The organism is Arthrobacter sp. B3I9, from assembly GCF_030816935.1.
GTDB lineage: Bacteria > Actinomycetota > Actinomycetes > Actinomycetales > Micrococcaceae > Arthrobacter.
The window spans coordinates 2,259,524-2,283,583 of the sequence record NZ_JAUSYO010000001.1 but is presented as its reverse complement, the minus strand read 5'-3'; the positions used below and the strand labels follow the sequence as shown (position 1 = coordinate 2,283,583).

General features: G+C 65.5%; 28 protein-coding genes. 9 read left to right on the top strand and 19 right to left on the bottom strand.

What is annotated here, in order from left to right; all coding sequences use genetic code 11:
• Window positions 1-45: 45 nt before the first annotated feature.
• The 6 genes from QFZ65_RS10760 to QFZ65_RS10735 form a co-directional block, all read right to left on the bottom strand.
• On the bottom strand, window positions 46-939 hold the full coding sequence (locus QFZ65_RS10760; protein WP_306910240.1) for a methyltransferase domain-containing protein: 894 nt from the start codon (window positions 937-939) through the stop codon (window positions 46-48).
• Window positions 940-1,002: 63 nt separating this feature from the next.
• A complete protein-coding gene (locus tag QFZ65_RS10755) occupies window positions 1,003-1,689 on the bottom strand; it encodes a peptide deformylase (RefSeq protein ID WP_306910239.1) in 687 nt (228 codons plus the stop codon).
• A 9-nt stretch (window positions 1,690-1,698) separates the two neighbouring features.
• Window positions 1,699-2,679 carry a hypothetical protein gene (locus QFZ65_RS10750; protein ID WP_306910237.1) on the bottom strand — a complete coding sequence of 327 codons (981 nt, stop codon included), beginning with the start codon at window positions 2,677-2,679 and terminating at the stop codon, window positions 1,699-1,701.
• A gap of 65 nt (window positions 2,680-2,744) precedes the next feature.
• Window positions 2,745-3,911 (bottom strand): NAD(P)/FAD-dependent oxidoreductase, encoded by a 1,167-nt coding sequence (locus tag QFZ65_RS10745; RefSeq protein ID WP_306910235.1) that lies wholly within the window; start codon window positions 3,909-3,911, stop codon window positions 2,745-2,747.
• Window positions 3,895-4,593: a class I SAM-dependent methyltransferase gene (locus QFZ65_RS10740; RefSeq protein ID WP_306910233.1), complete on the bottom strand. Its 699-nt coding sequence runs from the start codon at window positions 4,591-4,593 to the stop codon at window positions 3,895-3,897. The genes QFZ65_RS10745 and QFZ65_RS10740 overlap by 17 nt, the downstream gene beginning before the upstream one ends.
• Window positions 4,594-4,603: 10 nt before the next feature.
• The gene (locus QFZ65_RS10735; protein ID WP_306910232.1) at window positions 4,604-5,800 is read right to left on the bottom strand and encodes a type III polyketide synthase; all 1,197 of its coding nucleotides are present in this window, start codon (window positions 5,798-5,800) and stop codon (window positions 4,604-4,606) included.
• Between the two features lie 408 nt (window positions 5,801-6,208).
• On the opposite strand from QFZ65_RS10735, the gene QFZ65_RS10730 reads away from it, so the two are divergent.
• Window positions 6,209-6,655 (top strand): hypothetical protein, encoded by a 447-nt coding sequence (locus tag QFZ65_RS10730; protein ID WP_306910231.1) that lies wholly within the window; start codon window positions 6,209-6,211, stop codon window positions 6,653-6,655.
• Between the two features lie 320 nt (window positions 6,656-6,975).
• On the opposite strand, the gene QFZ65_RS10725 is transcribed toward QFZ65_RS10730, so the two are convergent.
• The 4 genes from QFZ65_RS10725 to QFZ65_RS10710 all read right to left on the bottom strand — a co-directional run bounded on the left by QFZ65_RS10725 (window position 6,976) and on the right by QFZ65_RS10710 (window position 9,808).
• Window positions 6,976-7,185: a hypothetical protein gene (locus QFZ65_RS10725; protein ID WP_306910230.1), complete on the bottom strand. Its 210-nt coding sequence runs from the start codon at window positions 7,183-7,185 to the stop codon at window positions 6,976-6,978.
• 323 nt (window positions 7,186-7,508) lie between these two features.
• A complete protein-coding gene (locus tag QFZ65_RS10720) occupies window positions 7,509-7,790 on the bottom strand; it encodes a hypothetical protein (protein ID WP_306910229.1) in 282 nt (93 codons plus the stop codon).
• Window positions 7,791-7,954: 164 nt separating this feature from the next.
• On the bottom strand, window positions 7,955-9,010 hold the full coding sequence (locus tag QFZ65_RS10715; protein WP_306912553.1) for a DNA polymerase IV: 1,056 nt from the start codon (window positions 9,008-9,010) through the stop codon (window positions 7,955-7,957).
• A 123-nt stretch (window positions 9,011-9,133) separates the two neighbouring features.
• Window positions 9,134-9,808: a haloacid dehalogenase type II gene (locus tag QFZ65_RS10710; RefSeq protein ID WP_306910228.1), complete on the bottom strand. Its 675-nt coding sequence runs from the start codon at window positions 9,806-9,808 to the stop codon at window positions 9,134-9,136.
• A gap of 225 nt (window positions 9,809-10,033) precedes the next feature.
• Between QFZ65_RS10710 and QFZ65_RS10705 the strand changes: the two genes are divergently transcribed.
• From QFZ65_RS10705 to QFZ65_RS10695, 3 genes are all read left to right on the top strand, one after another.
• A complete protein-coding gene (locus tag QFZ65_RS10705; protein WP_306910227.1) occupies window positions 10,034-10,612 on the top strand; it encodes a dihydrofolate reductase family protein in 579 nt (192 codons plus the stop codon).
• A gap of 147 nt (window positions 10,613-10,759) precedes the next feature.
• A complete protein-coding gene (locus tag QFZ65_RS10700; protein ID WP_306910226.1) occupies window positions 10,760-11,353 on the top strand; it encodes a DinB family protein in 594 nt (197 codons plus the stop codon).
• 88 nt (window positions 11,354-11,441) lie between these two features.
• Window positions 11,442-11,819: a VOC family protein gene (locus QFZ65_RS10695; RefSeq protein WP_306910225.1), complete on the top strand. Its 378-nt coding sequence runs from the start codon at window positions 11,442-11,444 to the stop codon at window positions 11,817-11,819.
• Window positions 11,820-11,962: 143 nt separating this feature from the next.
• Here the strand turns inward: QFZ65_RS10695 and eda are convergent, their stop codons facing one another.
• The 3 genes from eda to manD are packed head-to-tail and all read right to left on the bottom strand — an operon-like array spanning window position 11,963 to window position 14,005.
• The gene (gene eda / locus QFZ65_RS10690; protein ID WP_306910223.1) at window positions 11,963-12,589 is read right to left on the bottom strand and encodes a bifunctional 4-hydroxy-2-oxoglutarate aldolase/2-dehydro-3-deoxy-phosphogluconate aldolase; all 627 of its coding nucleotides are present in this window, start codon (window positions 12,587-12,589) and stop codon (window positions 11,963-11,965) included.
• Entirely contained in the window at window positions 12,582-12,797 is a 216-nt protein-coding gene (locus QFZ65_RS10685) for a hypothetical protein (protein ID WP_306910221.1), read from the bottom strand. Before QFZ65_RS10685 ends, eda begins: the two co-directional genes overlap by 8 nt.
• Complete coding sequence (gene manD / locus QFZ65_RS10680; RefSeq protein ID WP_306910219.1) at window positions 12,794-14,005, bottom strand: D-mannonate dehydratase ManD; 1,212 nt, start codon at window positions 14,003-14,005, stop codon at window positions 12,794-12,796. Before manD ends, QFZ65_RS10685 begins: the two co-directional genes overlap by 4 nt.
• 161 nt (window positions 14,006-14,166) lie before the next feature.
• On the opposite strand from manD, the gene QFZ65_RS10675 reads away from it, so the two are divergent.
• The 3 genes from QFZ65_RS10675 (at window position 14,167) to QFZ65_RS10665 (ending at window position 16,588) form a co-directional block, all read left to right on the top strand.
• Window positions 14,167-14,898, top strand: a complete 732-nt coding sequence (locus tag QFZ65_RS10675) for a GntR family transcriptional regulator (RefSeq protein ID WP_306910217.1) — start codon at window positions 14,167-14,169, stop codon at window positions 14,896-14,898.
• Window positions 14,899-14,999: 101 nt separating this feature from the next.
• Window positions 15,000-15,383 (top strand): nuclear transport factor 2 family protein, encoded by a 384-nt coding sequence (locus QFZ65_RS10670; RefSeq protein ID WP_306910216.1) that lies wholly within the window; start codon window positions 15,000-15,002, stop codon window positions 15,381-15,383.
• 110 nt (window positions 15,384-15,493) lie between these two features.
• The gene (locus QFZ65_RS10665; RefSeq protein ID WP_306910215.1) at window positions 15,494-16,588 is read left to right on the top strand and encodes an SDR family oxidoreductase; all 1,095 of its coding nucleotides are present in this window, start codon (window positions 15,494-15,496) and stop codon (window positions 16,586-16,588) included.
• A gap of 14 nt (window positions 16,589-16,602) precedes the next feature.
• On the opposite strand, the gene QFZ65_RS10660 is transcribed toward QFZ65_RS10665, so the two are convergent.
• Both QFZ65_RS10660 and QFZ65_RS10655 read right to left on the bottom strand, forming a co-directional pair.
• Window positions 16,603-17,067 carry a pyridoxamine 5'-phosphate oxidase family protein gene (locus QFZ65_RS10660; protein WP_306910213.1) on the bottom strand — a complete coding sequence of 155 codons (465 nt, stop codon included), beginning with the start codon at window positions 17,065-17,067 and terminating at the stop codon, window positions 16,603-16,605.
• A 109-nt stretch (window positions 17,068-17,176) separates the two neighbouring features.
• Complete coding sequence (locus QFZ65_RS10655) at window positions 17,177-17,593, bottom strand: DUF1003 domain-containing protein (RefSeq protein ID WP_306910212.1); 417 nt, start codon at window positions 17,591-17,593, stop codon at window positions 17,177-17,179.
• Window positions 17,594-17,680: 87 nt separating this feature from the next.
• On the opposite strand from QFZ65_RS10655, the gene QFZ65_RS10650 reads away from it, so the two are divergent.
• The gene (locus QFZ65_RS10650) at window positions 17,681-18,148 is read left to right on the top strand and encodes a pyridoxamine 5'-phosphate oxidase family protein (RefSeq protein ID WP_306912552.1); all 468 of its coding nucleotides are present in this window, start codon (window positions 17,681-17,683) and stop codon (window positions 18,146-18,148) included.
• Here QFZ65_RS10650 and QFZ65_RS10645 read toward each other — a convergent pair.
• Window positions 18,099-19,376 carry a macrolide family glycosyltransferase gene (locus QFZ65_RS10645; protein WP_306910210.1) on the bottom strand — a complete coding sequence of 426 codons (1,278 nt, stop codon included), beginning with the start codon at window positions 19,374-19,376 and terminating at the stop codon, window positions 18,099-18,101. The two genes, QFZ65_RS10650 and QFZ65_RS10645, sit on opposite strands and share 50 nt — an antisense overlap.
• 221 nt (window positions 19,377-19,597) lie before the next feature.
• On the opposite strand from QFZ65_RS10645, the gene QFZ65_RS10640 reads away from it, so the two are divergent.
• On the top strand, window positions 19,598-20,815 hold the full coding sequence (locus QFZ65_RS10640) for a globin domain-containing protein (protein ID WP_306910208.1): 1,218 nt from the start codon (window positions 19,598-19,600) through the stop codon (window positions 20,813-20,815).
• 29 nt (window positions 20,816-20,844) lie between these two features.
• On the opposite strand, the gene QFZ65_RS10635 is transcribed toward QFZ65_RS10640, so the two are convergent.
• The 3 genes from QFZ65_RS10635 to QFZ65_RS10625 form a co-directional block, all read right to left on the bottom strand.
• A complete protein-coding gene (locus tag QFZ65_RS10635; protein ID WP_306910206.1) occupies window positions 20,845-21,270 on the bottom strand; it encodes a pyridoxamine 5'-phosphate oxidase family protein in 426 nt (141 codons plus the stop codon).
• 99 nt (window positions 21,271-21,369) lie between these two features.
• Window positions 21,370-23,346 (bottom strand): monocarboxylate uptake permease MctP, encoded by a 1,977-nt coding sequence (mctP, locus tag QFZ65_RS10630; RefSeq protein WP_306910204.1) that lies wholly within the window; start codon window positions 23,344-23,346, stop codon window positions 21,370-21,372.
• Window positions 23,347-23,595: 249 nt separating this feature from the next.
• Window positions 23,596-24,009, bottom strand: coding sequence for a CBS domain-containing protein (locus tag QFZ65_RS10625; RefSeq protein ID WP_306910203.1), 414 nt, complete (start codon window positions 24,007-24,009; stop codon window positions 23,596-23,598).
• Between the last annotated feature and the right edge of the window lie 51 nt (window positions 24,010-24,060).

Genomic DNA, 24,060 nt, shown 5'->3' with positions numbered 1-24,060 from the left:
GCAACGTGGCCAAGTCGTTACGTGGCGGCTCCAGGCAGAACAATGTCAGGAGCGCGGTTCGAAGAGGCTGATCCGGAAGCAGGCGGAGACGGCAGTCAGCGGGGGAAGGGCAGCAGCCAGCGCGTCGAGGGCGCCCCGGTCAAGATGGTGGCCGGCCGGACCCATCAGCGCAAGCCTAGCTACCTCGGCGGGGGTGAGGGCCAGGCCCAGGTCGAGGTCGCGGCCGCCGACCGCGGAGAAATGAGCCTCGAGGGAGGCCGCCAGCCGCTCGTCTTTCGCCGGTTCAATCCCCAGCATGCCGGTTTGGCCGGCCACCTCGGCGAGGTGCCCGGGCCGGGGTGTGACAACCACGAGGCGGCCGCCGGGCCGGAGCACCCGGGCAAACTCCGCCGCATTCCTCGGCGCGAAGACCACCGTGACGACGTCGACCGCTTGGTCGGCGACGGGTAGCGGCTGCCAGACGTCACTGACCAGGTTCACCGCCTCGGGGTTCAGCTTGGCCGCGCGGCGGAGCGCGAACTTTGAAATATCCAGTCCGATCGCCGCGATCGGCTTTCCGTCAGGCAGTGTTCCTTCCTGAGCCGCCCGGTCCAGCAGGCACCTGAGATAGTGCCCTGTCCCGGTGCCGGCGTCGAGCACCGTGGCTACGGCCGGGGTGCCGGCGTTTTGCCGTGCGGCCAGTGCCGGGGCGGCGAACTCAGCCACGGCCTCGGCCAGCGGCCGGTAGTGCCCCGCGGAGAGGAATTCAAACCGGGCCGCCACCATATCGGCGGCGTCTGCTTCGAAGACCGTTCCCTTTCCGACCAGGAAATTGAAGTACCCCTGCCTGGCCGCATCGAAACTGTGCCCCGCACGGCACACCAGGGTCCGGTCCCCGCCCGGCACGAAGCCGGCTCGGCAAACCGGGCACAGCAGGGAAGCGAGGGACGCGGAAAGCATGGTGTCCATCCTAGGCCGCGGACGCCACGGCGTGCCCCATCGCGGCCCCCGGCCCGGCGCCCGTCAGGACGACTCGCCCCAGGGCGTCTGCGGGTCCGGCAGGAAGCCGAGTTCCTGGCGCGCGAGGCTGATGTCCGGCTGCGCCCAGCGGGCGGCGTATTCGGCGTTGGTGGTGAGGGAGCGGAGTTCGGCCCGGTCCAGGTACAGGATGCCGTGCAGGTGGTCGGTTTCATGCTGGACAATCCGTGCCTGCCAGCCGCTGAAGTCCAGCTCTTGACGGCTTCCGTCCGGGGCCGTGAAGTCGAGCCGGACGGACGCAGGCCGGGACACGGCAGCCTGCAGCCCGTTCACGGAGAGGCAACCCTCATAGAACGCGGCGGTCAGGGACCCGAGCGGACGGTAGGAGGGGTTGAGCACCGCGAAGAACGGCAGCGGCTCCCTGCCGCGGGTGGCGGCGACGACCGGGTCCACCTCGAACTCGTCCTCAAGGACAGCAATCTGCAGCGGGATGCCGACCTGCGGGGCGGCAAGGCCCACGCCCGGCGCTTTGTGCATGACGCTGCGCAGGAGGTCGATCAGCTGCCCCAGTTCGGCCGCGTCGAGCTGGCCGTCGAAGGGCGCGGCCACCTGCCGCAGGACCGGGTGGCCCGCCTGCACGATTGCCGGCAGCACCCCCGCGGTGAGGATCTGCTCGACGGTTTCCTGGATACGGGCGGCACTGTAGTCCGTGGCTTTGGCCTCTGCTGACATGCAAACAGCCTACTGGTGTGTGCAGGCCGCGGTCACAAAGTCATAAATCCGGCCCCGGAGCACCGGTCCCGCGTCGACTTTCAAGACTCCATCGCGCCCCGCGACCGTCACCCGGAGCGGCAGGAGCGTCCCCACCTTGTCCTCCGCGACGGCATGCGGATCACAACGCGCGGGCCGGATCCCGAGCCGGAATTCGCGGCTTTCGCCGCCGGCACGCACCGGGACGTCGTGGGGCCAGGGGTCCGCTGCATCCTCTGCCAGGAGCGTTGTGCCGTCGATCCTGACCACCGTCAGGGAACCGGCATCACTGCCCGTCCCGCTTTCCCGTGGTGTGATGAGGAGACGCACGACGGCGGTGCGTCCGTCCGGTGCGACCTCCAAACCGGGATCCAGCCGGAATCTTGCCACTGCGTATGCCGCCTGCGAGAGGCACATTTCGGTGTTGTTCCGCGCGAGGACTCCGTAGGGGTCCGACGCCTTAACGGAACTCTCCGGGGCGGCGGAATCCGGGGAAGATGCCGGGCTTGAGGCCGGCGCAATCCGAACGGCGACGGTGGGCGCTGCTGCGCCCCGCCCGGCGGCTTCACAGACCGGGGCAGGCAATTGCGCCGGGAGGCTCTTGGTCTGGCCCGGTGGAAGCTCGATCCCGCCCGGGGAGGGCTGCCAGCTGATCCCGTCTGTAAACAGAGCACTTTCGAGGCGCGCACCTACCACGGTCAGTACGGTATCGGAGGTATTGGTGAGCTCGATCGAGACGATCTGCTTGCTGTAGTTGTCGCGGAGCTGGTTGACCTGAGCGGTGACCCGGACGTCCGGTTGCGCTTCCTCCAAGGCTGTTCCGGATGCAGTTCCAGACGGCGTCCCGGGCGCCGGCCCGCCGCCTGCGCTGCACGCCGGCACGAGCGCAAGCAGGCCCGTCACGGCCGCAGCCGCCCACACGTTGCGCCGGGGCATCCGGGAGCGGCGCGGCTTCATGGAGAGGCGGACCATGCCCCAGTCTAAGACCGGGACAGGGCTTGGTACCGGGACCGGCCCGCACGGTGGAGCGGCCCGGCTTACTGCATGGTGAAACGGCGGGCCACAAACGCGTTCACGGCAGGCACGGCAGCGGCCCGGGCGATGGCGTGGTTTCTGATGCCGAGCAGCGTCCTGCCGAGGGGCCGGCCCAGCGCCATGTTGATTTCCGCCTGCCGCGTTGCCCTCACGGCCGCCGCCATACGGGTGCGTTCGAACCGTTGCAGCTCGGCTTCGACGTCCGCACCGCGCACGGCGGCGAGCACGAGCGGGGCCAGCGCGACGCCGTCGAGCCAGCCCAGGTTCATGCCCTGCCCTCCAATGGGACTGATTTCATGGGCGGCGTCGCCGATCAGGACCGTCCGTCCGGTGACCATCCGGCGTGCCAGCCGGGACCGCACACCGAAGCTGCTGAGCATGCTGTTGCTGCCGCCGTCGACGTAGGTTCCGGTGCGCTCCCGGATGCGCTCCACCAGCCACCGGACCTGGTCACGGTTGGGCTGCGCGGCCGTCCGTTGCGCGTCTGTCCTGTCGAGCCGGACCACCCAGCGGCGCAGCCCGCCGGGCAGCGGGAACGACTCGACGATCCCCGCCGGCGCCAGGAAGAGCGCCGCATCCGTACCGAGGCAGGTGGCGTCGGCGAAGTCGCCCATCAGGTAGCTGTCGGAATAGTCCTTCGCCTTCACGGCCGTCCCCTGCAGCGCCCGCACGGCGGACCGGACGCCGTCGGCGGCGATCACGAGTGCCGCCGAATACCGCACCTGCCCGGCAGGTGAAGCGCCGGTCACCGTGACCCGGGCGCCGTCGTCGTGCAGTCCGGTGAGCCGGACACGGCGAAGCAGTGCCCCGGGATCGAGTTCCCGGACGCGGCGTTCCAGGGCCGCCTCGGTCCGGCACTGGGGAAGGGCCAGGACGAAGGGAAAGGTCGCCGAGACGCCGTCAAAGTTCATTTCGGCGAGCTGCCGTCCGCCGTCGACGGCGATCCCGCGGCGGATCCGGACCCCTTCGGCAACGAGGTCCTCGGCAACGCCGACCTGCTGCAATACATCCAGCGCAGGCGGGTGGATGCCGATCGCCCTGGAGTGCGGATCGGGCGCGGACCGCTGTTCGAGGACCCGCACCCGCACGCCATCCTGCAGCAGCAACGTGGCCATGAACAGGCCGACCGGGCCGCCGCCGATGATCAGGACCTCAGGCAACTCCGGCACCCTTGGAGAGGATCAGCAGGTTGCGGAAGGGAGCGCTGCGTGCCACCGTCCAGCCCGGGGGAGCGGCGTCGCGCAACTCCGCCGTAGTGTAGCTCCGCCGGATGGAGGTCAGCCCGTCCTGCCGGATAAAGGAACCGGTCATCGGCCAGGAGCCCGCGAAGAAGAGTGCATAGGCCACCGCGCTGCGCCGCAGGTCACTGTGGATCACGCGTCCGTGGCAGAGCGCTGCCGAGTCGGCCAGGAACGCCGGGAACTCGTCCGCAGCGAGGTGGTGGAGGACGTGGTTGGACACAACGAAGTCGTAGCTGCGGCCCTCCCTGACCAGAGCGGATGAGGTCGCCTGCCGGAACATCACGCCCGCGGACGCGTGGTGGTCCGCGGCGAACCGGCTGGCCCGGGGGTCCGGATCTATGGCCGTGATCTCAAGCCGCAGCCCATCGCGGGCTGCCCACCGGGCCAGCAACACCGACACGTCCCCGCCGCCGCAACCGACGTCGAGGAGGGTGGCCGGACCGGCCCGGAGCCGGGGCCTGAGATGACGGAGGTAGATGCCGCGCCAGCCGGCAACAACCCTGTTGACCAGCGCAAACTGCGCGTAGGTGCGGTCCAGCCGGGCAGGGTCGCAACCGGGCAGGTCCATCTGCTCGACGGCGCCGGCCGCGCGTTCGGGCAGGAGCTTCACGTTCCAGCCATCAGGCCAACGCGGTTTCCGGCTGGGCGGCGGCGCTCCGGAGTGCCGGGGCGGTTGCCGCGGCGGGAGTGTCACTGAGCTTCGTGAAGAGCGCCGTTTCCACCGTCAGGCCGGGTCCGAACGCCATGGAACAGATCCACCCGTCGCCGTCCTCCGGCGGAAGATCCAGGATGTGCTTGATCACGAACAGGACCGTAGCGCTGCTCATGTTGCCGAAGTTCCGGAGGGTTTCGCGGGCCGGCACCAGCTGCTCGTCGCTGAGCTCGAGCCTGGACTGGACCTTGTCCAGGATGCTGCGGCCGCCGGGATGGATGGCCCAGTGCCGGATGTCGCGGTAGGGGAGTCCGAGCAGGGAAGCCTCCCGGGACAGCAGCGGTTCCAGGGCGCCGATGATGTGGTCATCGATGATGTGCGGGACGTAGTTGCCAAGGACCATCTCGAAGCCCTGGTCGCCGATGTTCCAGGCCATCGACTCCTCGCCGACCGGGGTCAGGACCGTTTCGAAGTGGTCCAGCTGCAGGAGCGCCGGTTCGTTCGGGATGTCCCGGGCACTGATGACGGCCGCTGCGGCACCGTCCGCGAACAGGGCCGAGCCCATGATGGTGTCAGGATCGTTCGAGGTCCGCACGTGCAGGGAGCAGAGCTCGGCGCAGACCACCAGCACGACGGCGTCCGGGTCCGCCTCGCAGAAGGACTTCGCCGCCCGCAGCGCGGGGAATGCGGCGTAGCAGCCCATGAAGCCGAGATGATAGCGCTGGACGGCAGGGTTCAGTCCCAAGGCTCGGACGATCTTGTAGTCCGGGCCGGGATTGTAGAATCCGGTACAGGAGACGGTCACGAGATGAGTTATGTCAAGTAGATCGATTCCTGAGCAGGCGTCGAGGGCTTTCCGGGCAGCCTCGATGAAGAGCTTGGTGGCCTCGGTGGCGAAGATGTCATTCCGGACTTTGGTGCTGGGGCTCAGCAGCAGGCCGGTGGCCGGGTCGAAGAACCGCGGGTTGTCCGAACGGCTGGCCGTGGTGAGTTCCTCGACGGCCGTGTACCGGGTGTCAATGGCGGCCGAGTCGAAGCACGTGCTGACCAGGCGCGAGCCGAGACGCGTGAGCCCGGGCTGGGCGGCAAAGACGTCGCGCGCCTCGGTTTGGATCAGGACAGTTGGCGGAACAGCAGTTTCCAGGGACCTCAGGTAGACCGTCATGGTTCATTCTCAGTGAGGCCGACGCTAAAGACAATGATTGGCCTGACGGAGGACCGGGCCGAGTCGCGTGGGCGAAGGCCCAGCCGGACGGGACTCCAGCCCCTTCCAGGGCTTGTTCTAAAGCGCCGATAATCGACATTATGTAAAGTAGCTGCTTTGGCAACGTTCGCCGGTGGCAACTTCCGCACACACACGAACAATCCCGGGCCAGGGTTCTTGGGACGAAAAATCCCGGTAGTCAGCAGGATCGATGTTTGAGCCCACGGCATTTTGGACGCAAAGTTGAGGTTATGGCTAATTCGTCGACCGGCGAGTCGGTGTGGACCGCCGGCAACCGCGGAGCCCGCGATCTCCCCGGACGAGGACGTCGCGGGAATAGGTCGACAGGCCGCTGACATCATCGAGGCCATGCTGTCAGAGACTGACCCGCACCACGCCGGGACCAGAGATGCGCTCCGCCGCCTCCTCGCGGCCCACCCAGGGCAGCCGGAAACAGCACTGGCCCAATACCAGCTCACGCTCCGAGGGCAGACACTGAGCCCTGGCGCCCTCCCGGACCGGTTGCCGGAAACGACCCGACGCGACTGGAGGACTGTGGTGAACGACAACGAAATCCTCGCCGTGGAAGAGGCCGCCGCACTGCTCGAATCTTCTAGAACCGACGGTCAAGGCGTCACCCGCCTGCACTCTGCGGTCGCCGCAGCAATCACCCACGGCAAGGCGATTAAAGACGTCGCAGTGGCGGCACACCTGACGGCATTGGAGGTGTTGGACGCCGTCGACGCAGCCACCTACCCCCACCCTTTACTGCCGGTACACGACGGCTGCCCTCCAAGAGGAGCAAACGACCTATGACCGGGACGGGAAAGCGGTTCGCCCGTATAAGAGGCAGATCAGCGAGACGTCTCAGCGTGGTCCTGGAACTGTCGGCGAATTTCGTGGGCTTCGATCCCCTGTGGCCCGGCTCCTCACACGGCGTCCGAATTCAGGAGGATTCCGCCTCATGGGCCACCGGAGGCCCGCTCATCGCAACGATGCCGCGCGGGGCGGCCTGCCCGTGAAACGACGCCGTTGACCGGGTCGACGGTCAGCTACGTTCCCCGCCCCGCCCGGAACGTCAGCTCCGACCTCCTCCGCCTCAACGCCGCCCAGCGAAGCTCGGTATGGTCCACCTGTTAAGGTACGACGGAGCCCGGCACCGGGGCAGCTTTGCGCAGGGCAGCCCTCGCCGCAGCTACGTGTTTGCGCGCCTCGTCCAGAGCCTCAACCTGCTCATGGCTCGGCCCTTGGTCATCGTAGAGCCAGTCGGACCGCAACTTTTCCTGAACTTTTGCCAGTACGTCATAGGTTCGTTGACGAACTTCCTCAAATGCCGGTGCGTTCATCTCTCCATCCAACTTGTTCTAGTGCCGTCTCCCCGGGAGTGACTATTTGGCATCTCCTCCCCCAACCGTGTCAACCAAAACGATCGTTTTTGTTCTGGAAAGACTAAAGATCCCCTCAAGTTGCCCTCGCCCGACCATGTGGAATCGTCCCTAGGGCACTACTTTCAACACGGCCTCACCGGTTCTTGATGTCCAGGAGCGGGAATTGCCAGTTGGGTCGCATCAGCGTGGCACAAGTGGTTCGGCGATGTTGCCGGGCGTCGCAGCTGCGAAGAACCCAGCGCAGCCGCCCGCCATGGTCGTCGGGCGGAGGGACTAAGGGGCTAAGGGAAGGAAAAGTAGCTTTTCGGGTCGTCCGCGCCGAGCAGGTCGTGGTGGAACACCACCGCGTCCACCGGGCAGGTGTCCTGGAAAAGCACCGCTACGGATCGGGAGTGGACCACTGTGTACCGGATGAGGCCGTCCACCCAGGAATGGATCCCGGTGTACTCCTCGACGTCCAGCCCGTCACGGAACAACCCGCGCTCCGCGAGCAGGTCATAGACAACGTTCCAGGCCCGATCCATCAGATCATTGGTCGCCGCTTCCACCGTTGGAGCCGTCATAGGGTCATGATCCCACCGGCCGCCGACACGGTTGCGGAGCCGCCCCCGCATGTCCTCAATATGCGTTACCGCCTGGTGCTGACCGCCCTTGCGAACCAGGTGGTCCTCTGGTGTGCGGGCGCGCTCGCCATCGTCGTCATCGTCCTGGGTGTGATGCGGCGCGGTCACCAACCGCCGCGCGTGGGGGTATGGCCCTTTCGAGCGTCGTCCGGCATTGCCATTTCGGCCCGCAGGCCCAGGAGCCGGATTGGACGGTCCGCTTCGATTCCGGCGGCGAGGTCCAAGGCGCGCGCGAGGATGTAATTCCGGTCGAATGTCTCGGGAATCTTCCGCGCGTGGGTCTTGGTGAAGAATGGCGCGTATCGGACCTTGAGGGTCAGGCCGACCACCGGCCGTCCTTCGGCCACAACATCCTCAAGGACACGCGCTGTCAGGTCCCTCACCGCGTCCTCCACCTGGGCCGGCTCGGTCAGGTCGCGCTGGAAGGTGGTCTCCCGGCTATGCCCGCGGGCAACCCAGGGCGTGTCATCCACAACGCTGGCGCCGTCCCCCCGTCCGAGCTCCGCATACCAAGGACCCATCCTCGGGCCGAACTCCGGGACCAGGTCTTGGGGGTCGGACGCGGCCAGCTCGGCGACTGTGTTGATGCCCAGTTTGGCCAACCGCCCCGACACTTTGGTCCCGACCCCCCACAGGTCCTTGGTGGGCCGGCTGCCCATGACGTCGAGCCAGTTCCCGGAAGTGAGACGGAAGACGCCGGCCGGCTTGCCGAAACCGGTGGCGACCTTGGCTCGGACCAGAGTGTCACCGATGCCAACGCTGCAGTGCAGTTGCGTTCGCTCCAGGACAGCGGCCTGCACGTGCCGGGCGTAGGCTTCAGGGTTCTCCGTTTCAGTGCCGACAAAGGCCTCGTCCCAACCCAGCACCTGCACGGTGGCGCCGGGCTGCTCGCGCAGGGTAGCCATGACGGTTTCAGAGGCCGCGAGGTAAGCCTCCTGGTCGACGGGCAGGATTACAGCGTCTGGCACCTTTCGGGCCGCAATGCGTAAAGGCATTCCCGAACCCACGCCGAAGGCCCTTGCTTCATAGGATGCGGTCGACACCACAGCTCGTTCCGTGGGGTCGCCGCGACCGCCGACAATGATCGGCCTGCCGGCAAGCTCCGGCCGCCGGAGCACTTCAACCGCCGCTATGAACTGGTCGAGATCGACGTGCAGCACCCACCGGATTTGGCTCACGCCACCAGTCTGCCCTAAACATCCGTGGCAAGCACCGGGTTTCCGCCAGGGACAAGGCCGGCTCCGGTACGCTTCCGCAGACCAACCTGACGGTCGTGCCGACCGTCAGGTTCTTCCATCCAATGCCGAGACCAGTTCGGGCAGGACGGAGACAATGTGATCCGGCGCTTGGAAATAGTTCGGGTACGGCGCGCCCCTGCGATTGATCCACGCCGTGGCCAAGCCGGCGCGGGATGCCCCGTGAATATCCCAAGGATGGACAGCGGCCAGCAGCATCTGCTCAGGGGACGTCCCCAGGGCAGCGGCGGCGTACTCATAGGAGGCTTTACCCGGCTTCCACGCCCGGGCGTCTTCAACCGACAGCAGTAGCTCGAAGCTGTCGCGGATGCCTGCGTCGTCGAACAGCTTTTCGGCCACCTCCGTGGAGCCGTTTGTTAGAGTAGCGAGCCGGTATCCGGCGGCGTGCAGGGCCTTCACGCCATCGACGACATCAGGGTGCAACTCGAGCGCGGAAAAACCCTTCATGATGTGTTCCACTGCCGCCTCGAGGTCCCGGTTCAGTTCGGTACCGGTGAACAGGCCGGGCAACGCCTCAGCGCCGATGGCAGCGAAAGGAACGTTGTCACCGGCGGCCGCAAGCGCGAATCCATCGCGCAACAGGGTCGCGAACCACAGCTTGGCCAGATGTTCCGGTGCCCCGACTTCAACGAACCGTTGTCCCATGGTGGACATGTCCGACAACGTCTCGTTGACGTCGAAAACATGCACTGACGGCTTCATGCTGCTCTCCCTGACCGCTCGACAGATCCAATCGTTGGCCCAAACCTGCCGCCATGCTACTTTGCGATGTCAAGGACCTTGGCGCGTCAACCCAAGTATCAGTGGACACCGGGAAGGAATCGCTTAAGTGATGCGACCGTTGACAGCCGAAGCTCGGCGTTCTAGGTTTCCCCGTGATCCCGCTCTGTATCCCCCGTTCGACGGACCGCACTCGAGGAGCACACGATGACCGCCACTTACACCTTCGACGTCTTTTCCAGCCTTGACGGTTTCGGCTCCCACCGCGGCAACTGGGGCGGCTACTGGGGCAAGCAAGGCCCAGAACTGCTCGAGCGCCGCCTCGCCCTGTACAGCGAGGAACAGCGGATGGTGTTCGGGGCCAACACGTATCGGATATTCGCGGAAATGCTGTCCTCGAGCACCGCGGAATCCGAGGTCCGTGACCCATGGGTCACGCTGATGAGGAACCTGCCGGCAACGGTGGTGTCGACCACGCTGGAAGGACCGCTCGACTGGCCGGAAGCGACAGTTGTGAGCGGCGACGCGGTCGACGTCGTCGCCCGTCTCAAGGAGGAGTCCGAGGTGCCGTTGCGTTCACACGGCAGCCTATCGATGAACCGGGCGCTGATGGCCGCCGGTCTGGTCGACAGCGTCCAGGTGACGCTCTTCCCTGTCATCACCGGTCAGACCGGAGTGGACCCAATCTTCCGGGGTGCAGCCGACTTCGACCTCGAGCTGATCGAGAGCCGGACGCTCGACGGCCACGTCCAAGAGCTCACCTACCGGCCCACCCTGCATGACTGAACGCACGTACCCCACGCATTCCCCCGCTTCACCTTCGCCGGCCGGAGCCTGCCGGGCGTGGTCGGGGTCTTTCGGCAGCGGAATGTTCGCGGTACTTTGCTGTAATCCGCCCCGCCACTCGCGGCTGGACGCCCAAGGAGGTTCGCTATGCCGGATGTTCACTGGAACCACGAGTTGGCGGAACAACTGGACTGGCATTTCAGCAACCAGGCCCGCCCGCGCCTGAACGGGCTGACTGACTACGAGTACTTCTGGGAACCGGTTCCGGGCTGGAATGTCCGCCGCAAGGACGCCTCAACCTCCCCTACCGCGCCGGGTGCCGGGGATTTCACCATTGATTTCAGCTACCCGGAGCCGGTTCCGGCTCCGCTGACTACCATTGCCTGGCGCTTGGGCCACATTTTGGTCGGTGTGCTCGGTGCGCGCACCGCCTCGCACTTCGGCGGCCCTGCAGTTGACTACCAGAACTTCGAATATCCGGCGACGGCAGCCGAGGCACTGGCCCGGCTGGATGAGCATTATGCACGGTGGATCCACGGTGTGAAGAGCCTCGGCGACGCCGGTTTGGCGGCGCCGTGCGGGCCAGCCGAAGGACCGTACGCCGACGCCCCCATGGCGGCACTGGTCCTGCACATCAACCGCGAGATGATCCATCATCTCGCCGAGATCGCCCTGCTCCGCGACCTCTATACGTACCGCCACTTGCTCCAGCCCGGCCCGGACGCCGCACCCGGCGCCTAAGACTCAGCACGTCGTCTCCGCAGGATGCCGTCAGGCGCCGGTCCGGCATGGCTGCATCCGAACCGCACGTATCCGTACACTGAGTCCCATGTCATGCCGCATCAGTGAACTGGTCCTCGACTGCGCCGACCCCGAACGGCTCGCGCTCTTCTGGAGCGAGGTCCTCGGCTACGTTGAGCTTGGCCGGGAGGATGGTGCGATCGAGATCGGGCCGCCCGACGCCGGGTTCGGTGGCCTGCAGCCGACCATCATCCTGAGCCCCAGCAGCGACCCTCGGACCGGCAAGCTCCCCCTGCACATCGACGTCAACCCCGTCGACCGGGACCAGGACGCCGAGCTGGAACGGTTGCTCGACCTCGGCGCCCGGCCCGCCGACGTCGGACAGTCCGGCGAGGAGCAATGGCACGTTCTGGCCGACCCAGAGGGCAATGAGTTCTGCCTCCTGCGCAAGCGGCTTGACCCCTGACCGCAAGGGAATTTCGCTTTGGACCCGGACTATCCTCTTCACGATCGCGGTCATCGTGATGATCGTCCTGCTGACGCGTTTCACGTCCATCTGGCGCTGAATAGCTTTTTAGCGCGAACTTGCCGGAACCCGCCCCATGCGCCCTAGTTGCTGAGCGTGGCGGCCTCGCGGGCCAGGCTGGTGACCGTGTCCCAATCCTTGGCCGCGACGGCCGCTGCCGGAGTCAGCCAGCTGCCGCCCACGCAGGACACGTTCGGAAGCTTCAGGTAGTCCGGGGCAGTTGCCAGGCTGATCCCGCCTGTGGGGCAGAACCGGACGTGCGGGATGGGCGCGCCGATGGCGGCCAGGTAGGCTGGCCCGCCGGCGGGCCCCGCGGGGAAGAATTTCATGGTGTCCAGGCCGCTCTCCAGAACCGCCATGACCTCCCCCACGGTTGCCACACCCGGGAGTACCGGAACGTCAAGCGTGAGCACGTGGGACAGCAGGCCCGGCGTTACCCCGGGACTGACCAGGAACTTTGCGCCGGCCGACACAGCGGCATCGGCCTGTCCCGGCGTGAGGATGGTTCCGGCCCCCACCAGGATGTCCGGCACCTCCTCCGCAATGAGCTTCAGGGACGTCAGCGCGGAGTCGGTCCGGAGCGTGAGCTCGATGATTTTTACGCCGCCGTCGGCCAGGGCCCTCGCGAGCGGAACGGCGTCCTGGGGGTCGTCGATGGTGACCACCGGGATGACCGGTGAAATGCGCAGGACGTCCGATGCGTCAGCCATGGTTGATCTCTTTTCTCAGGCCGTCCAGCCCGTCGGTTTCAATGATGCCGTACCAGTTGAGGAGCAAGTTCTTGAACCCCTCGTGCTGCTCCAGGTCCTGGCCGAAAATGCGCCGGAACCCCAGCAGGGCAGGAACAACGGTCGCCGCAGAGCGGGTGGCGGGCAGGGCCGCGTGAGCTCCCGTTGGCTTGTGCGTCGCGTCGTTCACCAGTCGTGCACCGATCCGTCGAGCCGCCGGTTGACGGGCAGGTATTTGGCGTCGAACGGGTAGGCGGCGGCTGCCTCTTCATTGAACTGCACACCGAGTCCGGGCGCATCTCCGGGATGCATGTAGCCGTCGGTGAAGGAGTAGGAAGTTTCGAAGACCTCGTTGGCCGGGTCGCGGTGTCCCATGTACTCCTGGATGCCGAAGTTGGGGATGCTCATGTCCACATGCAGCGCGGCCGCGAAGGAGACGGGTGAGAGATCGCCCGCGCCGTGGGAGCCGGAGCGCACGCCGTAAAGGTCCGCGAGGGAGAAGATCCTGCGCAGGTGCGTGATGCCGCCGGCATGCGAGACCGACGTGCGGATGTAGTCGATCAGGCGCTCGGTGATCAGCTGCTGGCAGTCCCAGATAGAGTTGAACACCTCCCCCACCGCGACCGGCGTCGTAGTGTGCTGGCGGATCAGCCGGAACGCGGACTGGTCCTCGGCCGGCGTCGGGTCCTCGATCCAGAACGGCCGGTACTGCTCCAGCGACGCGCCCAGGCGGCCTGCCTCGATCGGCGTCAGCCGGTGGTGCACGTCATGCAGCACATGGACGCCGTAGCCGAACTGCTCCCGCACGTGCGCCATCATCTTCGGGGCGAAGTCCAGGTAGGCGGTGGTTTCCCAGGTGTCTTCCTGCGGGACGTTGCTGCTGGCCGGTTCGTAAAGCTTCCCGTCCACGGGCGCGATGCCGTAGGTCTTGTCCAGCCCCGGAACGGCGGCCTGGGCACGGATGGCCTTGTAGCCGAGGTCCAGGTGGTGCTGGAAGTCCGCGCTCAGGTCGTCCAGGGAAGAACCGCTGGCGTGGCCGTAGACCATGACGCCCTCGCGGGCCGCTCCGCCCAGGAGTTCGTAAACGGGCATGCCGGCGGCCTTGCCCTTGATGTCCCAGAGCGCGACGTCGATCGCCGCGATCGCCGTCATGGTCACCGGTCCGCGGCGCCAGTAGGCGCCCTTGTAGAAGTACTGCCACGCGTCCTCGATGCGGCGGGCGTCGCGGCCGATCAGCAGGGGGCACAGGTGGTCGGCCAGATAGGAGGCGACGGCCAACTCGCGCCCGTTCAGGGTGGCGTCGCCGATGCCGGTGATGCCGTCTTCGGTTTCGATTACGAGCGTGACGTAATTCCGTCCTGGCGACGAAACCACTACCCGTGCGTCGGTGATCTTCACTGGAGGTCCTTCAGATGGTGGGCCGGAGTTGAATTTGCAGCCAGCCCGGCCTCTACCTTCCCAAGGGACAGGAAGAGGGGGCAAGGCCGGCTGTTTCCGCGGCTCTAGCTACCATACAAGCACTACCATTCTAGTTTGTCAACGGTCGCTAGAATGGTTCCATGGCAGGCAACAAAGGCGATAAAGGGCAGTTTCCGCGGCTGTCCGTTCGCGATCAGACTCTAGAAACGCTGCGGCGCAGGATCATTTCGCTAGAGCTCCCTCCGGGTCAGCCATTGTCGGAAAATGAACTTGCCCAGGAGATGGGTGTCAGCCGCACCCCGGTGCGGGAAAGCCTGATTCTTCTGCGGGAGGAAGGCCTGGTGCAGGTCTTCCCGCAGATCGGTTCGTTCGTCTCGCTGGTGGATCTGGGGCGGGTGGCCCAGGCCCAGTTCGTCCGGGAAGCCATAGAGTGCGCCTCGCTCACCGATTTCACCGCTGACGCGGCAGGGATGGCCGGCCTCCGCGAGATCCTGGCCAGCCAGCGCAGCGCCGAGGCCGAGGGCAACATCGAGGAGTTCTTCCGGCTTGATGAGGAATTCCACCGGGAGCTGCTGCGCCTGGCCGGGCACGAGTCGGCCTGGACAGCCGTGAATTCGGCCAAGGCGCACCTGGACCGGGCCCGGCGGCTGAGCCTGATCGACACCCGCCCGGTTTCCACCCTGATTGCCCAGCACACCGCCGTCGTGGACGCACTCGAATCAAAGAACCTCGCCGACGCCGACAGTTCCCTGCGGCTCCACCTCCGCGGCGTGTTCGACGACGTTAAGCGGATCCAGGCGTCCTCCCCCGACCTGTTCTCGGACGGCTCCGCCCGCCGGCCGCTGCGGCGAAATGTGGCCCGGTTGTCCTAGCCCGGGCAGGGTCTTTCCTCACCGCCGCACTTGACATTCGGGAATGCCGAATTGAACCTTGCAAGTGTTCTCACACTGCTGTTCGTGCTGCAGGAGGCATCATGCTCACAGGGGCCACCCTCGAAAAATCTCCGACGCTCCGCCGCTACTACGAGGTCCTCAGCGCGGGCGCGGACCGGTACGAGGACGGACGTACTCTCCTGCCGCTGTTGAGCGAAGATTTCGTGTTCGAGGGACCGATCGCCGGCAGAATCGCCGGCGGCGACCGCTTCGCCCACGGGGTCCGCGGCTTCATAGAAGCGGTCCACGACATCACGGTTCTCCAGGCGGTCGTCACGTCCGACGCCGCAGCGGTGCTCTACGACGCGAAGCTGCCCGACGCGACCGTCCGGTTTTCCGAGTTCTTTGTGTTCGACGGCGACAGGATCCGGGAGCTCCGGATTCAGTACAATGCCGCCGAATACCTCGCGGGTGGCGGTCACTAGATCGGCCCGTTGGGCCTAGACTCGACACCGGAGCACCTCGCTGTCCGTGGACAAGGCCATGCTCAACTCGTGCCGCGGCGTGCAACCGCTTCTAAGAAAGCCAGGTAGTTATGACCTCCCCCGCAGTCCGCTCGGGCGCCCACACACCCAAAACGGCGCTGGTTGTCGGCGCAAGTGGCATCGCAGGTTCGGCCATCGTCGACCTGCTGGCCGCAGACGGTACCTGGACAGTACTGGCGCTGTCCCGGAAACCGTCCCCCGGCTCGCCCGCACGGCACATCGCTGCCGATCTGTTGTCGCCGGACAGCCTCTCCCTTGCCCTCCGAGACGAAAAACCAACCCATGTTTTCTTCACCGCGTGGGCCAGGCAGGACACCGAACAAGAGAACATCCGGGTCAACGTCGAAATGCTCCGGAACCTTCTCGGCGCCCTGGATCATGCGCCCGTCGAACACGTAGCACTGATGACCGGACTGAAGCACTACCTGGGTCCGTTCGAGTCGTACGGGGCCGGCCCCGTTCCGGACACGCCCTTCCGGGAGGACGAGCCCCGGCTGCCGGCGCCGAACTTCTACTACGCGCAGGAAGACGAGCTGTGGGCCGCCGCAGAACGGCAGGGGTACCGGTGGTCCGTGCACCGTGCGCACACGGTGATCGGCCATGCCGTCGGTAACGCGATGAACATGGGCCTGACGTTGGCGGCGCAGGCAACCCTGTGCAAGGAGCTCGGGAGGCCCTTCGTCTTTCCCGGCTCCGAAATGCAGTGGAACGGCATCACGGACATGACCGACAGTGACCTCTTGGCCGAGCACATGCTCTGGGCCGCAACCACCGAAGAAGCCGGCAACCAGGCCTACAACGTGGTCAACGGGGACGTCTTCAGATGGCGCTGGATGTGGCCAAAGCTGGCAGCCTATTTCGGAGTTAAAGCCGAAGGCTTCGTGGGCTCGCCAAGGCCGCTCGAGGAACAGATGGGCGGGATGGGCCACGAATGGTCCACAATTGCGGCCGCTCGCGGTCTTGCCGAGGCCGACCTGGCGCGTGTGGCGTCATGGTGGCACACGGACGCCGACCTGGGACGCAACATCGAGGTCCTCGCGGACATGAGCAAGAGCCGCCTGGCCGGCTTTGACGGCTACCGGCGCACGGAAGACTGCTTCATCCGGCTGTTCGACCGGTACCGCGGGGAAAAGATCATCCCCTGAACAGCGGGGCTCTGCTACTCGAACGTTGAGCGCCGGGCATCGCTCAGGCGCGTGTTCCAGAGGTCCGGTCGACTGACTTTGAACTGGCGTCCGGTCAGGACCTGGGGTGCCAGGCGGATGTAGTGCGACTTCTCTCCGGGTTGCCAGGGCTCCAGGCCGAGCGCGTCCACCGCATCCTTCTCCTCCTGTCTGCTGATGACCTCCGTGTCACCCGTGACTACAACGCTCCATGCCTCCTGCAGCTGGGGGTCATAGCCGTCGATCTCCAAAGCGGCGGCCCTTGCGGCTTGCGCGCCCCAAAGCTTGGTGCCACCGGACGACCGGAAAACAATGCTCCGCCGGTCCAGGACATAGTTCAGGGGAAATATTTCAGGGCGGCCGTCGACAATAACGGCGAGGCGCCCCACGATCCCGGCCGCCAGCAGTTCCCAGCAAGCGTCATAGCTCAGATTCCCCGTTGAGGGCGCAGCAGTGTCCATGGACAGCCACCATACCTGCTGGAGCCGGGGAAATCACCGGGTGAGCGGCCAGTACCCGGGGGTGCTTATCCCCGGCCATAGCGGCGTCCCCACGGTGGCCCGGCCTTTGCTACGGCTTGTTGTTGCTGCCGGACTGCGACTGGAGTTCGCAGAGGATTGCCAGCTGCTGTTCATTGATCTTTATGAGCCGTTCAATCTCGTCTTTCGCTTCCCGGTCCGTGTCGTAGTCGTGCTGGGCCATGGCCGACGCGATAGCGTCTTGGCGCTTTGCGGCAATCAGGAGGATGGCCCCCTGCAGCCCGGCAATCATCGACAGAAACAGGTTCAGCAGAATGTAAGGGTACGGATCCCACGCGCGGCCAGTGAGCACGAAGCTGTTAACTGCCGCCCACACGATCATGAGGAGGATGAAGCCGCCCACGAAAGGCCAGCTGCCCATACCGTTGCGCACGTAGTCGGCCGCCCGGTCTCCCCTGGACAGGGACGACTTGTGCCGGGTATGCCACGTGGCTTTTTGCTCTTTCATGACTCAGGGTACCGCTGCCCCGGCCGGCGGCGGGGGCCGCCGAAACCCTGTCAATTCAATGCCGTTGTGCGTATCCTCGGAAACGTGATGAACCACCCGTCCACCCCTGACATCGAGGTCCTTAGCTCCGAGCAATGCTGGGAGCAATTGCGCAAAGTTTCCGTGGGGCGGCTGGCCGTTTGGGCGGAGGACCACCCGGACATTTTCCCGCTCAACTACGTGGTCGACCACGGAACGATAGTCTTCCGCTCGGGCGAGGGGACCAAGCTTGACCTGGCCCTTGCCGAAGCGCCCGTGGCTTTGGAGGCCGACGGCGTCAACGCGGACACTGGCGTCGCATGGAGCGTTGTCGTGAAAGGACAAGCGGAGACGATCAGGTCCGCAGAGGACGTGCTCGACACCGTCGGGCTCCTCCTCTTCCCGTGGCAGTCCGGCCACAAGGACCACTTTGTCCGCATCGTCCCCACCTCCATTACGGGCAGGCGCTTCACCGTCACTCCCCCAGCTACCTGGTGGAGTTCCCTGAACCAGGCACCGCGGGCCGGGATGGAATGACACCAACGTAGGTTTCGATCGCGTCGGCGGCTGCCGTGGATCCTCCCGATGCGCGGACGCGCTGGCTCATGACCCCTACGTTGCGCCGGATCTCCTGGTTGTCGCTGACGTCAGTGACGATGGTGCGGATCAGAGCCGGCGAGAGCGATTCCGCGGGAAGACGGCGTCCCAGTCCCAGGTCCTCGAAGCGGCGTGCATTGGCTTCCTGTTCGGGCTGCAGGGGAAAAGCGACCAAAGGCACTCCGAAGAACAGAGCCTCCATTGTGGAATTCATGCCCGTGTGCGAGAGAAACACGTCGGCATGGCGCAGGACATCCAGCTGTGGAAAGAAGGCGCGGACTTCCACATTGTCCGGGATGTCCCCCAGCCCGGACGGTTCCACGCGCTCGCCGATGGCCATGGCAACCTGCCACGAGGTCGCCGCGAACGCCTCCAGGCACATCCGGAAGAAATCCGGGCGGTCATTCAGGGGCGTGGTGCCCAGCGAGACGTATACCAGCGGCGTGTTCCGGCTGCCCGGCTGCCACGCCTCCGCGTCGGCTCTTTCGCCCAGGCTCGGTCCCACGAAACGGAAGCGCGCGTCAAAGGTGTCTCCCGCGGGCTGGAAGTCCCTTGGAATGAAACAGATATTCAAGGATGCTGGCGGGCCATCCATGAAGGTGAACTGGCTCAAGCCCTGTTCGGCGGCGAAATCATGGATCAGCCGGCGGGCTTGTTGCCAGGCGCCCATCGTGTCCGCCGGGGCACGGGCCGGCATCAACTCCCGCATGGAGAAATGGTCATTGGTGGCATAGGTCGGCAGCAACGCGATATCGGGCAGGGCCAGCTTCATCGCCGCCATCTTTCCGGCGAGAGTCATCGCGTCGTAGCACAACGCGTCCGGCCGGTCATCGGCGAGTCGGGCCAACAGCGCGGGAAATTCCTCCCTCGCCCTCTCCAGAAGCCGCTCCAGCAGGCCCGCCAACATCCCGGACGGCACTCCCGCCAACATCCCCGCCGCCGGCGGCGCCGCCCGGCCATCTTCTGCTGGCTTGCCCATCCGGGGAAACTGCGCGGCCAAGTCCTCGCCGCTCTCGAAGAAGGCCGCTCCGGCAGACTCAACAGCTTTCGCATACTTCGACGATGTTGCGTACGTGACACGGTGGCCGCGCCGGACAAGCTCGGAAACCACAGGCAACGTCGGATTCACATGGCCTGAGGCGGGCAGGCAAACAAAAGCGAAATGCATGGGCACTGCTCCTCCGCCGAACAGGGACACCCGTCACCGGCGACGCCAACGCACCGGGCTGCGGGCCTTAGGCCATCGTACGCCGGCCCCTGCTTGAGAGCACGGGACTGGTTAGCCCGGGACGAGGGACGGGGAGCCCCTGTTCCCCCGGGCGCCCCCGGTGCTACGTTGAAGCAACCGCCACCCAACCGCCGTCGAGCCCGTGCCGGAGGAGCCAGGAGATGCTGTCAGATACGTCCCTCCCTGTCATCAAGGCCACCCTCCCGGTGGTCGGCGAGAATATCCAGGAAATAGCGTCGCGCTTTTACGCCCACATGTTCGAAGGACACCCGGAACTGCTGGACGGGCTGTTCAACCGCGGAAACCAGGCCGACGGGCGGCAGCAGCAGGCCCTTGCCGGGTCGATAGCAGCCTTCGCCGGGTTCCTGGTTAACGACCCCACCCACCTTCCGGACCATCTGCTGTCCAGGATCGCCCACAAGCATGCATCCCTGGGCCTGCACCCGGACCAGTACCAGGTGGTCCACGACAACCTGATGTGGGCGATTGTGGACGTACTCGGCGGGGCAGTCACGGCTCAAGTCGCCGCAGCCTGGGACGAGGTGTACTGGCTCATGGCCAACATGCTGATCAACAAGGAGCGCGGCCTGTACAGCGCGGTCCGGTTGAGCCCCGAAACCATCTGGCGGACCTGGCGGGTGGCCCGGAAAATCCAGGAGACGGAGGACGTCATCACTCTCGTCGTCGAACGCACGGATGAACGGGACGTCAAGCCCTCACTGCCTGGCCAGTACGTGACCGTGAAAATGCAGATGCCCGACGGCGTCCACCAGCCCCGCCAGTACAGCCTCACCAAAGCCGACGACGGACTGCACCGGCAGTTCGCCGTCAAACGCGTCCGGACTGGCGGGGCGCCCGACGGCGAGATGTCCAACCTCATCCACGACTCCGTGGACGTCGGCGACGAGGTGGTTCTGTCCGCGCCGTTTGGCGATGTGGTGCTGGAATACAGCGACCGTCCGGTGGTGCTCGCCAGCGCCGGGATCGGCATTACGCCTATGGCGGGCATGCTCTCCCATCTGGCGAAAGCCGGTGCTCGGCGTAAAGTGCTGTTCCTCCACGCCAACGACTCCGCCGAGTCGTTCGCGCTGCGGCAGCAGGTATCAGAGGACCTGGAGAAACTGGCGGACGGCTCCATGGTCACCTGGCTCCTGTCCGGGCCGGACGCGGAGGGCGCAGCAGACGGCAGCCCTGACGCACGCACGGGCTTCATGGACGTCCGGGACCTGGAGCTCCCCGACGACGCCGAATACTATCTCTGCGGGCCCGTCGTGTTTATGCAGTCCGTCCGCACGGCCCTCATCGCGCGCGGCGTTCCGCCCAAGGACATCCAGTACGAAGTCTTCGGACCGGACCTGTGGCTGGCGGACTACCAGTAAAGGCGCCGACCAGAATATGATGGCGCCACTCAGAACCGTTCCGGCTGCTCGCCAAAGTTGAAGTGCCGGCCGCGGAGGCGCGAGGGCCGGATTTCGACAAAGAAGTCCTTGGGAGTGGGTACCCACGACTTCAGGTCCAGAGCCTCCGCATCGGCGATTTCCTGGCTCCCTGTCAGTACTCGCGCCGTGCCCTTAAGCACCACACTCCAAGCTTCCTCGCTGGTGATACCGTCGGCTTCGAAGAGGACGTTCGCATTGACGGTGAGCTCCGCGAGTTTGGTGCCCGGCGCTGTGCGCAGGATTACGACGCCGTTGCGGGCGCGGTAATTGATCGGAAAGATGTCGGTTTCTCCGGCTGCAGTAAGGACCAGGCGGCCATGCTGGGTGTTTTCCAGAAGCTTCCAGGACTGCTCTTCGTCCAGGACGAGAATCGGGTCATCATGAGTGAACATCATGGCTACATTGTTCTTCCCATGGGCGGGCAATGTAAGGGACGCCGTTGGCCAGCCTTTCTTGAGATGGGGTGCGGTGTGGGCCGGACAGAAGCAGAGATGCTAAGCGTCACCTGACCGCTTTGGCTCGGCAAGTGGGTAATCGCGCTGGATCTGGGCTACCTTCGGATCGTTCTCATCCGCGCCGTAATCCGAGCTGCGCGTGATGTCCTTCCCCTGCGGGAGCTTCATGGCGCGGAAGACCAGTGACAGGACTGCGGCCACGAGGAGGTTTATCGCAAACGCCACAACGGCGATGTAGACCTGGATATCGGTGCCGGGGATGGCGGCGATGGAGCCGCCGAAGTTGGCCTTCGTGACGGGATTAACCACGTTGTAGGCCGCGACAGTGCCATAGATGATTCCGACAGCCCAACCCCCGAAAAGGGCCCACCGGTGGAACCACCGGGTGTAGAGCCCCGCCACGATCGCCGGGAAGGTCTGCAGTATCCAGATGCCGCCGAGGAGCTGCATGTTGATCGCTGCTGACTGGTCCATGGCTATGACGAAAACAAGTGCACCGAATTTCACCACCAGGGATGCGATCTTTGAGACCTTGGCTTCCTGCCGGGGTTCGGCGTCGGGCCGGATCAAATCGCGGTAGATGTTGCGGGTGAACAGGTTCGCCGCGGCGATCGACATGATCGCGGCGGGGACCAGGGCACCGATAGCGATGGCAGCGAGGGCGATACCGGCAAACCACGCCGGAAAATGGTCCAGGAACAGCTGCGGCACCACCAGCTGCGGGTTGACCGCGCCGTTCAGGTCGATGGGTTTGGTACCGGCGTAGATGGCCGCGTATCCGAGCAGCGCGAGGAACCCCAGCATCAATGAGTACAGCGGCAGCACCGCGGCATTCTTGCGGATCGTGTTCCTGCTCTTGGTCGCCAGGACACCGGTGATGGAGTGCGGGTACATGAACAGCGCCAAGGCGGACCCGAGGGCCAGCGTCCAGTAGGCGGAGTAACTGCCCGCCCCGGGAATGAAGACTCCGGCAGGCTTCCCGGTAGCCGGGTTGGCCGCAGCCAGTTTTGCCTCTGCGGCGTCGAAAATCGTGCCCCAGCCCCCGAACTTGATCGGCAGGTAGATCACGGCGACGATGACCGCGAGATAGATCAGCAGGTCCTTCACCACGGCGATCAGGGCCGGAGCCCGCAGTCCGGACGTGTAGGTGTAGGCGGCCAGGACTACGAAAGCGATAATCAGCGGCAGGTCCGTGAGAAGCACGTTCTCTGCGCTGCCCAGGCCCAGCACCGTAAGCACGGCCTTTATGCCCACCAGCTGCAGTGCGATGTAAGGCATGGTCGCCACGATGCCGGTGACCGCGACGGCGAGGGACAGGGCCCTGCTGCCATAGCGGCCACCGACGAAGTCAGCCGGCGTAACGAACCCGTGCCGGTGCGAGACGGACCATAACCGGCTCATCAGGAGGAACACGATCGGATACAGAACGATGGTGTACGGCACAGCGAAGAAACCGCTCACCGCTCCGGTGGCCCACATGGCCGCCGGTACCGCCACAAAGGTATAGGCCGTATAGAGGTCGCCGCCAAGCAGGAACCAGGTTACCCAGGTTCCGAAACCGCGGCCCCCGAGGCCCCATTCATCCAGGCTGTGCAGCCCGGTGGCCTCTTCCCGGCGCCACCGCGCGGCAAAGAACCCCAGGGCCGCCACCAGGACGAAGAGAATGATCACAATCGCGAGTGCAATGCCGCTGATGGGCCGGTCCGGAACGGCCAGGGGCATGGTGGCCCCGCTCACCGGTCCTCCTCCGTGCTCGAAACCCCGCGCACGGAGGGAACGCCGCCGCCGGTCCTCCTTGCTGACAAGCCAGTACGAGATCCCCACCAGGGCCGACGTGATGGGTATCCACGCCATCTGGTACCAGTAAAAGAAGGGCATACCGGCCAGGCGGGGCTCGTCGACCGAATACGCGGGCACAAACAACGGAACCACGACGGCGATGGCCAACAGGATTCCGGTGATGATGTACGGTCCGGATCTCGCCGGACCACGCGTTGGCACATCAGGACTCGACATCGACGCCTCCTCATTGAGACGGCCCCGGCGCGGGAAGGCTTCCCGGGATGTGCCGGCGGCCTGTAGACCGTGTGTCGCAGCGGTCATTACAGTCAGAATAGACACTGGCCCAATTCTCCGACAGGCCTGATGTGCCCCCGTTTACTGCCGCGTTACACGGAAGGAAGGCACTGGTTACACGGAAGGAAGTCACTGGTTAAACGGAAGGAAGGCACTGGCCGGCAGCACCTTCCTTGCGTGGCGGTGGAGTCAGAATGAGATGAATTCGACAAGCTCCCCGACGCGCTCCTCGGGGTAGTTCCGGGCGATGTCCGCCTGGCTGAGCATCCCGACCAGGTCGTGGCCGTCTATGACGGGCAGCCTGCGCACCTTGTGGTCCTGCATCGTCCTGATCGCCTCTTCAACGGTGTCATCCGCACCGATGGTCACGGGCTTTCCCTGACCGAAGTCGCCCGCGGTGGCGGTCCGGGGGTCGCCGCCTTCAGCGAGGCATTTGATGACGATGTCCCGGTCCGTCAGCATGCCCTTGAGGCGGTTGTCCTCGCCGCAGATCGGCAACGAGCCGACGTCGAGTTCCTTCATCTTCCGCGCGGCCTGCTCGAGCGTCTCATTGGCACGGACACATTCGGCGTTGCCCGTCATGATCTCGCGTACGGCTGTCATGGCAATCTCCCTTCGTTTGCGGTGCTTTGTTCCCCGATGAGGTCCGCTGGA

What these genes read in the sequence shown, in the direction of transcription:
- QFZ65_RS10710 (WP_306910228.1), bottom strand. Translation starts at nt 9,808, where the DNA reads ATGAAGCCGTCAGTGCATGTTTTCGACGTCAACGAGACGTTGTCGGAC.
- mctP (WP_306910204.1), bottom strand. Translation starts at nt 23,346, where the DNA reads ATGTCGAGTCCTGATGTGCCAACGCGTGGTCCGGCGAGATCCGGACCG.
- QFZ65_RS10625 (WP_306910203.1), bottom strand. Translation starts at nt 24,009, where the DNA reads ATGACAGCCGTACGCGAGATCATGACGGGCAACGCCGAATGTGTCCGT.
- QFZ65_RS10725 (WP_306910230.1), bottom strand. Translation starts at nt 7,185, where the DNA reads ATGAACGCACCGGCATTTGAGGAAGTTCGTCAACGAACCTATGACGTA.
- QFZ65_RS10730 (WP_306910231.1), top strand. Translation starts at nt 6,209, where the DNA reads ATGCTGTCAGAGACTGACCCGCACCACGCCGGGACCAGAGATGCGCTC.
- QFZ65_RS10640 (WP_306910208.1), top strand. Translation starts at nt 19,598, where the DNA reads ATGCTGTCAGATACGTCCCTCCCTGTCATCAAGGCCACCCTCCCGGTG.
- QFZ65_RS10705 (WP_306910227.1), top strand. Translation starts at nt 10,034, where the DNA reads ATGACCGCCACTTACACCTTCGACGTCTTTTCCAGCCTTGACGGTTTC.
- QFZ65_RS10760 (WP_306910240.1), bottom strand. Translation starts at nt 939, where the DNA reads ATGCTTTCCGCGTCCCTCGCTTCCCTGCTGTGCCCGGTTTGCCGAGCC.
- QFZ65_RS10670 (WP_306910216.1), top strand. Translation starts at nt 15,000, where the DNA reads ATGCTCACAGGGGCCACCCTCGAAAAATCTCCGACGCTCCGCCGCTAC.
- eda (WP_306910223.1), bottom strand. Translation starts at nt 12,589, where the DNA reads ATGGCTGACGCATCGGACGTCCTGCGCATTTCACCGGTCATCCCGGTG.
- QFZ65_RS10660 (WP_306910213.1), bottom strand. Translation starts at nt 17,067, where the DNA reads ATGGACACTGCTGCGCCCTCAACGGGGAATCTGAGCTATGACGCTTGC.
- QFZ65_RS10665 (WP_306910215.1), top strand. Translation starts at nt 15,494, where the DNA reads ATGACCTCCCCCGCAGTCCGCTCGGGCGCCCACACACCCAAAACGGCG.
- QFZ65_RS10635 (WP_306910206.1), bottom strand. Translation starts at nt 21,270, where the DNA reads ATGATGTTCACTCATGATGACCCGATTCTCGTCCTGGACGAAGAGCAG.
- QFZ65_RS10675 (WP_306910217.1), top strand. Translation starts at nt 14,167, where the DNA reads ATGGCAGGCAACAAAGGCGATAAAGGGCAGTTTCCGCGGCTGTCCGTT.
- QFZ65_RS10695 (WP_306910225.1), top strand. Translation starts at nt 11,442, where the DNA reads ATGTCATGCCGCATCAGTGAACTGGTCCTCGACTGCGCCGACCCCGAA.
- QFZ65_RS10755 (WP_306910239.1), bottom strand. Translation starts at nt 1,689, where the DNA reads ATGTCAGCAGAGGCCAAAGCCACGGACTACAGTGCCGCCCGTATCCAG.
- QFZ65_RS10750 (WP_306910237.1), bottom strand. Translation starts at nt 2,679, where the DNA reads ATGGTCCGCCTCTCCATGAAGCCGCGCCGCTCCCGGATGCCCCGGCGC.
- QFZ65_RS10735 (WP_306910232.1), bottom strand. Translation starts at nt 5,800, where the DNA reads ATGACGGTCTACCTGAGGTCCCTGGAAACTGCTGTTCCGCCAACTGTC.
- QFZ65_RS10700 (WP_306910226.1), top strand. Translation starts at nt 10,760, where the DNA reads ATGCCGGATGTTCACTGGAACCACGAGTTGGCGGAACAACTGGACTGG.
- QFZ65_RS10655 (WP_306910212.1), bottom strand. Translation starts at nt 17,593, where the DNA reads ATGAAAGAGCAAAAAGCCACGTGGCATACCCGGCACAAGTCGTCCCTG.
- QFZ65_RS10650 (WP_306912552.1), top strand. Translation starts at nt 17,681, where the DNA reads ATGAACCACCCGTCCACCCCTGACATCGAGGTCCTTAGCTCCGAGCAA.
- QFZ65_RS10645 (WP_306910210.1), bottom strand. Translation starts at nt 19,376, where the DNA reads ATGCATTTCGCTTTTGTTTGCCTGCCCGCCTCAGGCCATGTGAATCCG.
- QFZ65_RS10720 (WP_306910229.1), bottom strand. Translation starts at nt 7,790, where the DNA reads ATGACGGCTCCAACGGTGGAAGCGGCGACCAATGATCTGATGGATCGG.